This window comes from Agrococcus pavilionensis RW1, assembly GCF_000400485.1.
Taxonomy (GTDB): domain Bacteria; phylum Actinomycetota; class Actinomycetes; order Actinomycetales; family Microbacteriaceae; genus Agrococcus; species Agrococcus pavilionensis.
The window spans coordinates 50,291-64,622 of sequence record NZ_ASHR01000025.1 but is presented as its reverse complement, the minus strand read 5'-3'; the positions used below and the strand labels follow the sequence as shown (position 1 = coordinate 64,622).

Genomic DNA, 14,332 nt, shown 5'->3' with positions numbered 1-14,332 from the left:
CGACCGCCATGCGGCGGCGCAACCCTCCGATCCTACCGCGGAACGGCATCCGAGGCCCGCCAACGCGCGCCTGTGGTGGACGATCGGCCTGCGCCACGAGAGAACAGTCTCCCGAAAGCGCGTTCTGCGGCCCTGGACGCTCCGAGCGGTCTTCCCGGGCCGATCGCGGACCGGGGTCGATACCCGCCGCCGAACGCCGAGCGGCCCGGGACCTGTCGGTCCCGGGCCGCCGGAGGGCATCCGCCGTGGGTCGCTCAGCCCATCGGGATGACGATCCAGAGCGCCGCGGTGAGGAGGAAGCCGAGCACGCCGAGCACGGTCGTGAGCACCGTCCACGTGCGCAGGCCGTCCTTGACCGAGAGGCCGAGGTAGCGCGTGACGATCCAGAAGCCGGAGTCGTTGACGTGGCTGAGCCCGAGCGCGCCGTAGACGATCGCGACCGCGAAGAGCGCGAGGTGGATCGGGTCGAGCCCGAGCCCCGCGACCGCCGGGATGAGGAGGCCCGAGGCGGTCGTGATCGCGACGGTCGCCGAGCCCTGCGCGGCGCGCATGATGAGCGAGATGAGGAAGCCGAGCAGCAGCACCGGCATGCCGGAGGCGGCCATGACGTCGGCGACGGCGCCGCCGATGCCCGTCTCGGTGAGGATGCGGCCGAACGCGCCGCCGGCTCCCGTGACGAGGATGATGACCGCGGCGGCCGGCAGCGCCGACTCCATGACCTCGCCGAGGTGGCTCGACGACCAGCCGCGGCGCACGCCGAGCGCGATCATCGCGACGCCGATCGCGACCATGAGGGCGAAGATCGGCTGGCCGATCATCGAGAGGAAGCCGTGCCAGAAGCTGCCGACCTCCATCGAGGGCGCGATCGTCGTGCCGACCATGATGAGCGCGAGCGGCAGGATGATGATCGCGAGGATCGTCCAGGCGCTCGGCGCCTTCTCGCCCTCGGCGAGCGAGCTGCCGCCGCCCACGGTGTCGGCCTCGGTGCCGAAGGAGTCGAACATCGCCTTCGTCGCCGGCAGCATCGCGAACTCGCGCCGGTTCATGCGCTTCGCGACGAAGTACGAGGCGAAGGCGAGCGGCACGGAGATGACGAGCGAGAGGATCGTCACCCAGCCGATGTCGGCGCCGAGGATCGTCGCGCCGCCGACGATGCCGGGGTGCGGGGGCACCGCGACGTGCACGGCGAGCATGATGCCCGCGATCGGGAGGCCGAACTTCATCGGGCTCAGCCCCGCCGCCTTCGAGAAGGCGTAGATGATGGGGATGAGGATGATGAAGCCCGCGTCGAAGAAGACGGGGATCGCGAGGATGCCCGCGGCCGCGGTGAGGGCGACCGCGACGCGCTTCGGCCCGAGCCAGCTCGTGAACCTGCCGGCGAGCGACTCGGCGCCGCCCGAGATCTCGATGATCTTGCCGAGCATCGAGCCGAGCGCGACCAGCACGGCGACCGAGCCGAGCGTGCCGCCGACGCCGGCGATGATCGCCTGGATGACACCGAGCCGCTCGGGGGCGTCGTCGGTCGCCGGGATGGTCGTGAGCGGCAGGCCCGCGACGATGCCGACGATGATCGAGGTGAGCAGCAGGGCGTAGAACGCCTGCACCTTGAAGCGGATGATGAGCAGCAGCAGGAGCCCGATGCCGCCGAGGCCGATGGCGATCAGCACGCCGAGGGGGTACTCCATCACCGCACCTCCCCGCGCAGCGTCGGGGCGACGACGCGGATGACCGCGGAGTCGTCGAGGTGGCCGAGGCCCTGCGCCTCGCCGAGCAGGAAGAGCTGCTCGGCGGCGGCCGCGACGGGCGCGGCGAGGTGGTGGGCACGGGCCGCCGCGCCGACGATGCCGAGGTCCTTCACGAAGATGTCGAGCCGGCTGAGCACCTCGGCGCCGTCCTCGTCGTAGGCCTGCAGCGCGCGGGGCCCGCGGTTGCCGAGCATGAACGAGCTCGCGGCGCCGGCCGTGAGCGCCTCGAGGGTGCGCTCGCGGTCGAGCCCGAGCGCGTCGGCGAGGGCGAGCGCCTCGGCGGCCGCGGCGATGTGCACGCCGCACAGCAGCTGGTTGACCGTCTTGAGCGCCTGCCCGTCACCGGGCTCGTCACCGACGATCGAGAGGGTCGAGGCGAGCTGCTCGAGCACGGGCCGCGCGGTCTCGAGCGCTGCGGGCTCGGCGCCGACGACGATGAGCAGGTCGCCCTCGCCGGCGCGCACGGGGCCGCCCGAGAGCGGCGCGTCGACGAGGTGCGCGCCGGAGGCGGCGAGCCGCTCGGCGATGTCGGCGATCCCTTCGGTGCCGACCGTGCTCGTGAGGATGACGACGGCGCCGTCGGCGAGGTGCGCGGCGAGGCCCGACTCGCCGAAGAGCAGCTCGCGGAGCTGCTCGCCGGTGCGCACGGCGACGAGGACGGCGTCGGCGCCCGCGACGGCGTCGGCGGCCGACGCGGCGGGCGCGACGCCCTGCTGCTCGGCGAGGGTGAGGCGCTCGGCCGCGATGTCGAATCCGCGGACGTCGAAGCGCGCGGCGAGCCGCGTCGCCATGGGGAGTCCCATGGCGCCGAGCCCGATGACGGCGACGGTGCTGGTCATGGCTGTTCCTGTTCCTGTATCTGAGGTCGTGGACGGTCAGTCGCCGAGCGTGCGGACGACGCGCGCGAGCGAGTCGGTGTCGCCGACGTTGCCGGCGAAGACGACGAAGGGGATGCCCTCGGCGGGCCCGGACTGGGGCTGCCAGAGCGAGACGATGCCCGGCAGCATGGGGCCGACGACGCGCGCGCGGCGGATGCGCAGCGCCTCGGTCGCGACGTCGCTCGAGGTGATGCCGCCCTTCGCGATGACGAAGCGGGGCGGCGCGAGCTCGAGCACGCGCGCGACGAGCTCGACGAGCCCGGCCGAGACGCGGCGCGCGATCTCGAGGCTCTCGGCGCCGTCGCGGCCCGTGACGAGCTCGCGGCTCGTGTGGACGATGACCGTGCCCGACGCGATCGCGCGCGCCACGGCATCCGCTTGCTCCGTGAGGTGCGCCTCGCGCCGGTCGTCGATGAGGGAGCGCACGTCGAGCTCGACGGTCGCGGTGCCGGGCCGGTCGGCGCGGAGCGCCTCGAGCTGCGCGGTCGTGAGCGGCACGTGGCTGCCGACCACGACGAGCCCGCCGCGCTCGTGCTGCGCGGCGATGTCGCCGGCGGTGTCGGGCGCGGCGATCTCCTGCCCGATGTGGGCGCGCACGTAGGGCGGGCCGATGCGGAGGAGCGCGTCGATGCCCTCGCGGTCGAGCGCGTGGAGCGCGAGCGCGACCTGGCGCATGTCGTGCTCGTCGACGACGTCGACGGCGACGACGGTGCCGGGCGCGAGCCCGCGCAGGAACGAGGCGACCGCATCCGTGCCGGCGCGGATGACGTCGATCGTGAGCGCCGCGACCTCGTCGCGCGCGATGCGGCCCTCGGTCTTCTCGGCGACCCAGTCGCGGAGGTCGGACGAGCGGTAGCCGAACGTGGCGTCCTGCGCGAAGGCCGTCTCGCCCACGGGCGTCGCCTCGCCGTCGACGACCCAGTAGTGGATCGAGTCGACGGTGATCCGGCCGGCGTCGGGGAAGGCGGGGATGAGCATCGTGAGCCGCGGCGCCTCACCGCGCGCGGCGATCGCGTCGCGCAGCACGTCGGTCTCGAGCGGGAAGTGACCGCGGAGCGTCGAGTCGCCGCGGCTCACGAACGAGACCCGCTTCCCGGCGCGCTCGGCCGCCGCGAGCGCGACGTCGACGACCTCGAGGTTGCGCTCGGCGGCCTGCTGCTCGTCGAGCGAGCGCGAGTTGGTGAGCACGTAGACGGCGGGGGCGTCCTGCGCGAGCGCCCAGTCGAGGTCCTCGGCCTCCCAGCGCGTGAGCACCGGGAGGTCGGCGACCGATTGCGTGCCGGTCGGGTCGTCGTCGAGCACGACGAGCACGAGGTCGCGGCTGCGAGCGGCGGCGACCTCGGCCGCCGAGATGTCGAGCGGGGCCGGCAGGGATGCCAGCAGGCCGTCGAGGTGCACGAGAACTCCCTTGTCCGCGGGATCGGCGCAGGCGATGCGCGAATCTGATGTCAGATATCTTCGATCACTCGACGCGGGGCTGTCAAGCCCCGCGCACGGTTCAGTCGCGCACGAGCGCGACGAGGTCGTCGCGCGTCTGCCGCATGTGGCTCGCCATCGCATCGCGCGCCGCGACCGGCACGCCCGAGCGGATCGCGTCGAGCACCGCCCGGTGCTGGTCGATCGCGTGCGCGCGGATCTCGTCGACGGCGCTCGTCTCGCCGCGCGTCTCGGCGAGCATCGAGGTGAGCGGGCGGAGCGCCGCGACGAGGATGCGGTTGTCGGCGGCGCGCATCACGACGTCGTGGAACTCGAGGTCCGCCTCGACGAATGCGTCGACGTCGCGCTCCTCGTGGTGCTGCCGCATGCGCGCGAGCGAGTCCTCGAGCGCCGCGAGGTGCTCCTCGGAGCGGCGCTCCGCCGCGAGCTCGGCGGCGCCGGTCTCGATCATCATGCGCACCTCGAGCAGCTCGAGCGACGACTGCCGCCGCTGACCCGCGCTCCGCGCGTGCCGCACCACGGCATCCATGCCCGTCCACTCCGCCACCGGGGCGATGAGGTGACGGCTGCCGGGCACCTGCACGATGACGCCCTGCGCCTGCAGCAGGCGCACCGCCTCGCGCATCGTGAGGCGCGAGATGCCGAACTCGACGGCGAGCTGGCCCTCGGGCGGCAGCTGCTCCCCCGCGGTCAGGCGACCCTCGATGATCGCGTCGAGCAGTCGCTCGACGGCGTCGTGCGTGCGCGATGGGCGGGGCATGGCTCCTCCTCGAGACCTGGGGTATCTGACACCCTAGCCGCGGCTGCGACCCCCGTCGGTCAGCCCTCGTCCGTCATCCCCAGGTGTCGCGCGGCCCGCGCCCCGGCACCGAGCGGCGCCCGCGGTTGAAGCTCGGCAGGTCGGGCCCGATGAAGCGCACCGACTCGAGCCCGCAGTCGGGGAAGCGGGCGAGGATGCGCGTCGTGGTCTCGGCGCGCAGGATGCGCATCTGCTGCGTCCAGGCGGTCGAGGCGCAGCGCACCGTCAGCACGCCGTCCTCGAAGGAGATCGGCTCGGTGCGGTCGGCGTTCTCGGCGCCGACGAGCTCGGGCCAGTGCGCCATCACGTCGGCGCGCGCGAGCGTCGTGGTCCAGCCGCGGTCCTCGGCGAAGCCGCCGAGCACGTCGCCGAGCGCGCGCGGGTCGCGCCCCTTCCCGAAAGGCACGGATGCGTCGGGGTCGCGGCGCGAGCGCCGTCGGCCGTCGCGCGTGACCTTCTCCGGGTCGCCGAACTTGGCCTTGAGGCGCATCCACACGCGCTCCGGCTCGGTGGGGGCGAGCTCACGCATCGAGCACCTCCCCGCGATCGATGCGGATGCGGTGGTGGCGGAGCGCGTCGGGCACGTCCTCCTCGACCGCGGCCGTGATGAGCACTTGCTCGAAGCGGCCCGCGGCCTCGGCGAGCCGCTGCCGGCGGCCGGCGTCGAGCTCGGCGAACACGTCGTCGAGGATCATGACCGGGTCGCCGCCCGAGCCGTCGCGCAGCAGCTCGGCGGAGCCGAGCCGGAGCGCGAGCGCGAACGACCACGACTCGCCGTGGCTCGCGTAGTGGCGGGCGAGCAGGTCGTTGAGCTGCAGCTCGAGGTCGTCGCGGTGCGGGCCGACGAGGCTCACGCCGCGATCGAGCTCGTCGCGGCGCCGCTCGGCGAGGATCGCGTGGAACGCCTCCGCCGAGTCGGGCACGTTCGTCGTCAGCTCGATGCGCGCCGCGTGCTCGTCGCCCGCGACGAGCCGGTAGGCCGCGTCGACGTGCGGCGCGAGGTCGGCCACGAGCGCGCGCCGCGTGCGCATGACCTCGAGCCCGAGCTCGACGAGGCGCCCGTCCCACACCTCGAGCGTCGTGAGGTCGTCGGGTCGCAGCCGCGCCGCGCGAGCGCTCTTCAGCAGCGAGTTGCGCTGCTTGAGCACGCGGTCGAGATCGCTGTGCACGCCGGCGAGGCGCGGCGCGCGCATGACCGAGAGCTCGTCGAGGAACCGCCGGCGGCCGCCGGGATCGGCACGCACGAGCTGCAGGTCCTCGGGGCTGAAGAGCACCGCCTGGAGGTAGCGCGGCAGGTCGCGGATGCGCACCGACTGGCCGTTGGCCTGCGCGCGGTTGGAACCGCGCGCGTTGAGCTCGACGTCGAGCTGGAAGCTGCGCTCGTCGTTCGTGACCGTGCAGCGCACGATCGCGCGCTCCTGGCCCGCGCGGATGAGCGCGAAGTCGCTCGGCACCCGATGGCTCGAGCCGGTCGCGATCCACACGAGCGACTCGACCATGTTGGTCTTGCCCTGCCCGTTGCGGCCGACGAGCAGGTTCGGACCACCGACGAGCTCGACGTCCGCGGCGCGGTAGTTGCGGAAGTCGGTGAGGGCGAGTCGGCTGACCCGCACCTAGGCCTTCTTGATCGAGTGGCCGCCGAACTGGTTGCGGAGGGCGGCGACGGCCTTCATCGCGGGGCTGTCGTCCTGGCGCGACTCGAAGCGCGCGAAGAGCGAGGCCGAGATCGCCGGCATGGGCACCGCGTTCGCGATCGCCTCCTCGACCGTCCAGCGGCCCTCGCCCGAGTCGTCGACGTAGCCCTCGATCTCCGAGAGGTCGGCGTCCTCGTCGAGCGCGCGCACCATGAGGTCCAGCAGCCACGAGCGCACGACCGTGCCGCGCTGCCACGCGCGGAAGCTGCCGGCGACGTCGTGCACGCGCTCGGCGCGCTCGAGCAGCTCGAAGCCCTCGGCGTAGGCCTGCATGAGCCCGTACTCGATGCCGTTGTGCACCATCTTCACGTAGTGGCCGGCGCCGATCGGGCCGGCGTGCACGAAGCCCTCCTCGCGCGGCCCCTCCGGGCGCAGCGCATCGAAGACGGGCATGAGCTCCTCGACGTCGGCGCGCTCGCCGCCGACCATGAGCCCGTAGCCGTTCTCGAGCCCCCAGATGCCGCCCGAGACCCCGACGTCGACGAAGCGGATGCCGCGCTCGGCGAGCATCGCGGCGTGCCGGTCGTCCTCCGTGAAGCGCGTGTTGCCGCCGTCGATGACGAGATCGCCCTCGGACAGCTTCGCCGCGAGCTCGGTGATCACCGCATCCGTGATCGCGCCGGCCGGCACCATGACCCACACGACGCGGGGCGACGGGAGCGCCGCGATGAGCGCGTCGACGCTCGGGACGTCGGTGATCTCGGGGTTGTGGTCATACCCGGTGACCTCGATGCCGGCCGCGCGGAGGCGCTCGCGCATGTTGCCGCCCATCCGCCCGAGTCCGATGAGTCCGATGTGGGTCATGGTGCTCCTCGTGTCGGGGTGGGGGTCTCGGTCAGCGCAGCAGCAGGTTGGGCTGCAGCAGGTACTTGAAGTCGCTCGCCTCGGCGTCGTCGCGCGACGTCTGGCCGCGGATGAGCATGGGGCCCGGCTTGTTCGTGTTCTCGGAGTGCGTGAACGAGACGCGCACGAACTCGGAGTGGGTGGCCTGGATGCCGTCGATGAGCAGCTGCGGCTTGATCGAGAGCACGATGTCGTCGCCCTCGAGCACCGCGTCGATGATCTCGGAGGCCTGCGCCTGCTCGGAGCCGATCGCCTCGAGCTGCACCTGGCCCTCGCTGAAGGTGTAGCGGATGGCCGCCTCGGCGTCGAGCACGAGCTGCACGCGCCGCGTGGCGTCGACGAGCTCGGCGGTGTTCACGACGGCGTGGTGGTCGACCTGCTCGGGGAAGAGGCGCCGCACGGGCGGGTAGTTGCCCTTGATGAGCAGGCTCGTGACGGTGCGATCGGCGGTCGAGAAGGCGATCTGCTGCCGCTCCCCCGCCTCGCTCATGGTGATCTCGATGCGCTCGGCGCTGCCGAAGGTGCGGCCGACCTCGACGAGCGTGCGCGCCGGCACGAGCGAGGTGAGCGCCTCGGTGACGTCGCCGGCGTCCCACGGGATGCTGCGCACCGAGACGCGGTAGCGGTCGGTCGCGATGAGGGTCAGGGTGTGGTCGCTCGCCTCGAGCTGCACGCCGGTGATGACGGGCGTGACGTCCTCGCGCGACGCGGAGATCGCGACCTGGCCGATGGCCTCCGAGAACGCCTTGCCCTCGACGACGCCCGTGCGCCCCTCGACGGTCGGCACCGTCGGGTACTCCTCGAGCGGCATCTTCGCGAGCGAGAACTGCGCGTTGCCGCAGCGGACGAGCACCTTCGAGCCGTCGTCCTCAACCCGCACCTCGCGCTGCGGCAGCTTCGCCGCGATGTCGCTCAGCAGGCGACCCGAGACGAGCACGACACCCTCGGCCTCGACATCGGCGGCGACCGCGGTGCGCGCCGACGACTCGAAGTCGAACGAGGAGAAGATGACGCCATCGGCGGTCGACTCGATGCGCACGCCGCTCAGGATCGGCATCGTCGGCCGCTGCGGCAGCAGCTTCACGGCGAACGAGACGGCATCACTGAAGACATCGCGATTGATGACGAACTTCACCGGGCGTCCTCCTTCTTGGGCGAGCTGCGGCGCTGGGGCACGGCGGCAGCCGCCCGTGCTGGTGCACAGCGCTGTCGATTGTGGCACAGCCGCGACGCGGTCGAGCCGTGGCATCCCTCCGCCGCCGACCCGTCATGGTTGGCGACGAGCTGCATCTTCTCTCTAGGAATCTCTGTCATTCATAACCGCTGTGCAAGCTGGGGATGGAACGTGTGGTTCTCGCTCCCCGCGAGGGAACTACAACAGTGCAAGATGTTGAGCCGCTGTTGACGCCCATCCACGGGTCGTGGAGAGCGAGGGATGCGTCCCCGGGCTCCGTCCACAGCTCTCGGTCCCGTTGTCCACAGGCACGCCCGGGCCGTCCACATCCGAATCACATGAAGTACGCGTTGAGACTTCCTCGTGCTATGGCGCCGTGCGCAATCGCCCGCAAGCGCAGAGTTCCGGCACTCTGCGCATCTCGGGCGCGCTGAGGGCAGAGTTCCGGCACTCTGACCGTTGTGGCCTGTGCCGAGCGCAGCGTGACGGCGCGCTGCGGATGCCCCGTGCGGTCGAGACCGGCTGCGGGACGGGTGCCTCGCTGACGCGCTTACGCGCCTGCGCGCTGACGGATGCGCGAGGTGAGCTCCGTCACCTGCGTGTAGACCGAGCGACGCTCCTGCATGAGCTTCTCGATCTTCTTGTTCGCGTACATCACGGTCGTGTGGTCGCGGTTGCCGAACAGCTGGCCGATCTTCGGCAGCGACATGCTCGTCATCTCGCGGCACAGGTACATGGCGATCTGCCTCGCGAGCGCGATGGTCTGCGAGCGCGACGAGCCGTGCAGGTCCTCGACCGTGAGCCGGAAGTACGCAGCCGTGTGGCTGATGATGTCGCTCGGCGACACCACCGCCTCCTCGTCGAAGCTGAACAGGTCCTTGAGCACCGTCTGCGCGAGCTCCATCGTGACCGGCAGCCGGTTGAGGCTCGCGAACGCCGTGACGCGGATGAGCGTGCCCTCGAGCTCGCGGATGTTCGACTGCACCTTGTCGGCGATGACCGAGAGCACCTCGGCGGGGATCTCGATGCGCTCCGCCTCGGCCTTCTTCCGCAGGATCGCGATGCGCGTCTCGACGTCGGGCACGGTCACGTCGGTGATGAGGCCCCACTCGAAGCGGCTCACCATGCGCTCCTCGAAGCCCTGCAGGTGCTTGGGCGCGACGTCGGAGGTGATCACGACCTGCTTGTTGTGGTCGTGCAGCGTGTTGAAGGTGTGGAAGAACGCCTCTTGCGTCGACTCCTTGCCCTTCAGGAACTGGATGTCGTCGATGAGGAGGACGTCGACCTCGCGGTAGCGCTGCTGGAACGACTGGTTGAGGTTGTTCGCGATCGAGTTGATGAAGTCGTTCGTGAACTCCTCGCTCGAGACGTACCGGACGCGGATGCCCGGGTACATGCCCTCGGCGTAGTGGCCGATCGCGTGCAGCAGGTGCGTCTTGCCGAGCCCGGAGTCGCCGTAGATGAAGAGCGGGTTGTAGGCCTTCGCCGGCGTCTCGGCCACCGCGAGCGCAGCGGCGTGCGCGAAGCGGTTCGAGCCGCCGATGACGAAGTTGTCGAAGGTGTACTTCGGGTTCAAGCGGGAGTCGACGCGCCGCGACGGGGGATCCGCGGGATCGCGCTCGTAGCTCTGCACGGGCGTCACGACCGGCTCGGCGGCGGGATCGTCGACGACGTCCGGGAGCGGCTCCTCGTCGTCGAGCTGGGGGTTCACCACGATCTTGAACGACGCGATGTCCACAGCGTTCTCCACAAGCCCCTCGACGATCGGCACGCGGAGGCGCTGCTCGAGCATGTCGCGCGTCAGGTCGTTGGGGACCTCGAGGTAGAGCACGCCGCCGAGCACGCCCTGCGGCTCGACGAGGTCCAGGAATCCGCGCAACGACGGGGGAATCCGGGGATCGCCCGCGAGGGTCGCCAGCACCGCCGACCAGAGTCGTCCGGTTCTGTCGTCCGGGGCCATCGGTATGCGGTTCCTCTGCGATGCGGGGTGGGGGTGGATGTGTCTCCACACCATTATCCACAGGTGTTGTGCATGAGGGGTCCGCTCGCTGCGGTGCTCCCCGGGCACCTGCCGCGGCGCGGATTCCAAGAGTCTGCACGCATAGCGCACAGCGTGCAAGTCCCGTCGTCTTGACCGCGGCGTGGCGCAGAGCCGAGGTGATGCTCGTTGACCGCCGACGGTCTCTCGCGTATGGTTGTCAGGTTGCCGCATCCGTCATGCGGCGCGTCGTCGAGCCTGGCAGCTCGGCCACCTCGATCTTGCGGCGCGATCGCGCCGGACCACGGGAGATTCACCATGAGCAAGCGCACGTTCCAGCCGAACAACCGCCGCCGCGCCAAGAAGCACGGCTTCCGCCTCCGCATGCGCACCCGCGCCGGCCGCGCCATCCTGGCCGCGCGTCGTCGCAAGGGCCGCACCGAGCTCTCGGCGTAGATCGCCCGAGGTGCTCGCGAAGGCGAACCGGATCGTGCGCGGCGACGACTTCCGTCGCATCGTTCGCACCGGTCGCCGTGCGGGCGGACCTGTCGCGGTGGTGCACCGCGCGAGACCCGAAGCGGCAGTCGCCCGCTTCGGGTTCATCGTGTCGAAGCAGGTGGGCAACGCCGTGGTGCGCAACCGCGTCAAGCGCCGCTTGAGCGAGATCGTGCGGGCCGAGCTCGACGCGATCGAGCCGGCCGACATCGTCATCCGTGCGTTGCCCGCGGCCGGCAAGGCCGACTTCGCTACACTGAGGGCCGGCATCGCGCCGCTGCTGGAGCGACGGTCATGAGTCAGGGCCTCAAGAGGCTGGGACTGCTTCCCCGCAACATCTGCGTCGCGATCCTCGTCGCCTACCGCGCGGTGATCTCACCGCTCTACGGCGACGTGTGCCGCTACTACCCCAGCTGCTCGGCCTACGCGCTGCAGGCCATCCAGCAGCACGGGGTCGTGCGCGGCATCTGGTTGGGCGCGAGGCGCATCCTCCGCTGCCACCCGTGGGCGGCGGGCGGTGTCGACGACATCCCAGAGCCGCGCGAGCGGCTCGCAACGAACAGAGCGGGGTTCGTCCTCGCTCACAAGGAGCAGTGACAGCTTGGACATCTTCGCCCTGCTGATGTGGCCCATCAAGTGGGTCATCGAGGCGATCCTCGTCGGATTCCACTGGATCGTCACCGCGCTCGGCGGCGACCCGGGCTCGGGCCTGACATGGGTGCTGTCGATCGTCGGCCTCGTGCTCGTGATCCGCAGCGCGATGATCCCGCTCACGGTGCGCCAGATCGTCTCGTCGCGGAAGTCGCTCGAGATCCAGCCCGAGATCCAGCGCATCCAGAAGAAGTACCGCGGCAAGAAGGACCAGTTCTCGCGTGAGGCGATGCAGCGCGAGACGATGGAGGCCTACCGCAAGGCCGGTACGAACCCGTTCGCGTCGTGCCTCCCGCTCCTCATCCAGATGCCGATCTTCCTCGGCCTCGTGCAGGTGCTCACCGACGCCAACAACCAGAAGGCCGGCGTCGGCCTCCTGACGCAGGACCTCGCGGTGCTCTTCAGCGAGTCGACGCTCTTCGGCGTCGTGCCGCTGCACATGACGATGGCGGCCGGCTTCGAGACCGGCAGCATCCCCGTGATCGTCACCGCGATCCTGCTCACGCTCATCATGTGCGCGACGCAGTTCTACACGCAGCTGCAGATCATGACGAAGAACCAGACGCCGGCGATGAAGGAGTCGCCGATGTACAAGCAGCAGCGGATCCTGCTGTACATCATCCCGGTGTTCCTGCTCATCTCGGCGTGGCTCTTCCCGCTCGGCACGATGTTCTACTGGCTCGTCTCGAACGTCTACACGCTCGTGCAGCAGCTCATCATCATCAGCAAGCTCCCGACGCCGGGCTCGGAGGCGGCGCTCGCTCGCGAGGCGCGCATGGCGCGCAAGCGCCAGCGCATGGGCCTCCCGCCGGTCGACGCTGAGGAGGCCGAGTCGGCCGCGGAGGTCGAGCTCCGCACCCAGCGGCAGCAGCCGCGAGGCAAGAAGCCGAAGTCGAAGCGAGAGGGCAGCTGATGAGCGACGAGCAGCGGATGAGCGGCGCGGCCGAGACCATCGACGAGGGCGAGATCGCCGCCGACTACATCGAGGGACTGCTCGACATCGCAGACCTCGACGGCGACATCGAGATCGAGCAGACGGATGCCCGCACCACGATCAAGGTGGGCGAGGCAGGCGACGACCTCGGCGGGCTCGCGGAGCCGAGCGTCGTCGCGGCGCTGCAGGACCTGACGCGCCTGGCGGTGCAGCAGCAGTCCGGCGAGTTCTCGCGGCTCGTGCTCGACGTCGCGGGCTCGCGCGACGCGCGGGCGCAGGCCCTGCAGTCGGTGGTCGACGACGCAGCGACGGCCATCGCCGGCGGCGCTCCGCGCGTCGCGCTCGAGCCGATGTCCTCCTACGAGCGCAAGCTCGTGCACGATCTCGTGCGCGAGCACGGCCTCGAGAGCGAGTCCGAGGGCGAAGGCGCCCAGCGCCACATCGTCATCCTCCCCGCCTGACCCCGTGACGGAGTCCACTCCCCCGCTGCTCGAGGCCGAGCCGGCTGCCGCGGCGGCCCTGTTCGGCGACCGGCTGGAGCTCGCGCGCTCGTATGTGGCGTCGCTCGCCGCCCGCGGCGAGGAGCTCGGCCTCATCGGCCCGCGCGAGCTGCCGCAGCTCTGGAGTCGACACATCCTCAATTCTGCCTTGGTCGCTCCCCTGCTCCGCGGCCGGGTCGGCGACGTCGGCTCGGGGGCTGGGCTGCCTGGGCTCGTGCTCGCGATCGCTCGTCCCGATGTCGAGATGACCCTCATCGAGCCGATGGAGCGACGTACGGACTGGCTGCTGTCGGAGGTCGAGCGGATGGGCCTCGAGAACGTGCGGGTCCTGCGCGCGCGGGCGGAGGACGTGCCGGGCAGCGGCGACTTGCGTCCGCTGGACCAGGTGACCGCCCGAGCCGTCTCGGCACTGCGCACGCTCATCCCTCTGACGGCGCCGCTCGTGCGCAGCGGCGGCGAGCTGTTGCTGCTGAAGGGTGCGCGCGTCGGCGAGGAGCTGGCCTCCGCACAGAAGGTGGTCCGGAAGCATCGCCTGCACGACGTCGAGGTGCTCGAGCTCGGCGCGGGCGCCGGGCTGGAGACCACCCGGGTGCTCCGCGCGGTCGTCGACCCCTGAGTCGAGCGTGACCATCGTCGGCTGACGCCGATCGGCAGACGCGCAACCGACGGTGGCCGGGAGACGCGGTTCCCGTCTCCCCCGCTCGGATCGCGACCGATGTCGACGCTGAGTGCGCTCAACGCCCGATCCTCGCTCATCATCGGGTCGGCCGCTCCGCGACTGGAGTGCCGGCTCGAACACCGGTCGATGTGGTGGCCGTCTCGCTGATCCGCGAACTCGGAGCGGTCCGCCGTTGTTTCACGTGGAACATCGCACGCGTCGCGAAGACCCCAGTCCGATCCGAAGAGGCAGGGTACGGCCCTGCAGTGCACGACGGGGCTGGCAATTCGGTGGTGCCGACGTGGTCGAACCTGCCTGGTCGATTCGCTCCGTGTTCGGTGATGCACGCCCGTAGGAGCCGCCCTTCGAGTCATGATCTCGCCCCGATCCGCAACGAAGGAGCGGTCATGCAGTAGCGCGCGACTGTTGCACGCCAGCGTCGGATGTTTCACGTGCAACATGGTCAGACGCGTGTGTTCGGCGCCGGCTCTCCTCGAGCCTGTTTCCGCGATCAGAGCCACGGCCGACCGGGGTGCCATGATCAAG

15 protein-coding genes are annotated in these 14,332 nt (G+C 70.9%); 6 read left to right on the top strand and 9 right to left on the bottom strand.

Going from position 1 to position 14,332, the window contains the following annotated elements; translation table 11 throughout:
- Positions 1–254: 254 nt before the first annotated feature.
- The 9 genes from L332_RS22770 to dnaA form a co-directional block, all read right to left on the bottom strand.
- A complete protein-coding gene (locus L332_RS22770) occupies positions 255–1,685 on the bottom strand; it encodes a GntP family transporter (protein WP_021010610.1) in 1,431 nt (476 codons plus the stop codon).
- Complete coding sequence (locus tag L332_RS22765; RefSeq protein ID WP_021010609.1) at positions 1,685–2,584, bottom strand: NAD(P)-dependent oxidoreductase; 900 nt, start codon at positions 2,582–2,584, stop codon at positions 1,685–1,687. The genes L332_RS22770 and L332_RS22765 overlap by 1 nt, the downstream gene beginning before the upstream one ends.
- A 36-nt stretch (positions 2,585–2,620) precedes the next feature.
- On the bottom strand, positions 2,621–4,021 hold the full coding sequence (locus L332_RS22760) for a four-carbon acid sugar kinase family protein (RefSeq protein ID WP_021010608.1): 1,401 nt from the start codon (positions 4,019–4,021) through the stop codon (positions 2,621–2,623).
- A 100-nt stretch (positions 4,022–4,121) separates the two neighbouring features.
- Positions 4,122–4,820: a FadR/GntR family transcriptional regulator gene (locus L332_RS22755; protein WP_021010607.1), complete on the bottom strand. Its 699-nt coding sequence runs from the start codon at positions 4,818–4,820 to the stop codon at positions 4,122–4,124.
- Positions 4,821–4,893: 73 nt separating this feature from the next.
- The gene (locus L332_RS22750) at positions 4,894–5,388 is read right to left on the bottom strand and encodes a DUF721 domain-containing protein (protein WP_021010606.1); all 495 of its coding nucleotides are present in this window, start codon (positions 5,386–5,388) and stop codon (positions 4,894–4,896) included.
- Positions 5,381–6,472: a DNA replication/repair protein RecF gene (gene recF, locus L332_RS22745; protein WP_021010605.1), complete on the bottom strand. Its 1,092-nt coding sequence runs from the start codon at positions 6,470–6,472 to the stop codon at positions 5,381–5,383. The genes L332_RS22750 and recF overlap by 8 nt, the downstream gene beginning before the upstream one ends.
- Positions 6,473–7,357, bottom strand: a complete 885-nt coding sequence (gene gnd, locus L332_RS22740; protein ID WP_021010604.1) for a phosphogluconate dehydrogenase (NAD(+)-dependent, decarboxylating) — start codon at positions 7,355–7,357, stop codon at positions 6,473–6,475.
- A gap of 31 nt (positions 7,358–7,388) precedes the next feature.
- Entirely contained in the window at positions 7,389–8,531 is a 1,143-nt protein-coding gene (gene dnaN / locus L332_RS22735; RefSeq protein ID WP_021010603.1) for a DNA polymerase III subunit beta, read from the bottom strand.
- A 589-nt stretch (positions 8,532–9,120) separates the two neighbouring features.
- Entirely contained in the window at positions 9,121–10,530 is a 1,410-nt protein-coding gene (gene dnaA, locus L332_RS22730) for a chromosomal replication initiator protein DnaA (RefSeq protein ID WP_021010602.1), read from the bottom strand.
- A gap of 336 nt (positions 10,531–10,866) precedes the next feature.
- On the opposite strand from dnaA, the gene rpmH reads away from it, so the two are divergent.
- The 6 genes from rpmH to rsmG are packed head-to-tail and all read left to right on the top strand — an operon-like array spanning position 10,867 to position 13,744.
- Positions 10,867–11,004 carry a 50S ribosomal protein L34 gene (gene rpmH / locus L332_RS22725; RefSeq protein WP_021010601.1) on the top strand — a complete coding sequence of 46 codons (138 nt, stop codon included), beginning with the start codon at positions 10,867–10,869 and terminating at the stop codon, positions 11,002–11,004.
- A gap of 10 nt (positions 11,005–11,014) precedes the next feature.
- On the top strand, positions 11,015–11,341 hold the full coding sequence (gene rnpA, locus L332_RS22720) for a ribonuclease P protein component (protein WP_021010600.1): 327 nt from the start codon (positions 11,015–11,017) through the stop codon (positions 11,339–11,341).
- Positions 11,338–11,640: a membrane protein insertion efficiency factor YidD gene (gene yidD / locus L332_RS22715; RefSeq protein WP_021010599.1), complete on the top strand. Its 303-nt coding sequence runs from the start codon at positions 11,338–11,340 to the stop codon at positions 11,638–11,640. The genes rnpA and yidD overlap by 4 nt, the downstream gene beginning before the upstream one ends.
- Positions 11,641–11,644: 4 nt before the next feature.
- Positions 11,645–12,607 (top strand): membrane protein insertase YidC, encoded by a 963-nt coding sequence (gene yidC, locus L332_RS22710; RefSeq protein WP_021010598.1) that lies wholly within the window; start codon positions 11,645–11,647, stop codon positions 12,605–12,607.
- Complete coding sequence (locus L332_RS22705) at positions 12,607–13,089, top strand: Jag family protein (protein ID WP_021010597.1); 483 nt, start codon at positions 12,607–12,609, stop codon at positions 13,087–13,089. Before yidC ends, L332_RS22705 begins: the two co-directional genes overlap by 1 nt.
- Before the next feature lie 4 nt (positions 13,090–13,093).
- Entirely contained in the window at positions 13,094–13,744 is a 651-nt protein-coding gene (gene rsmG, locus L332_RS22700; protein WP_021010596.1) for a 16S rRNA (guanine(527)-N(7))-methyltransferase RsmG, read from the top strand.
- The last annotated feature ends 588 nt before the right edge of the window (positions 13,745–14,332 follow it).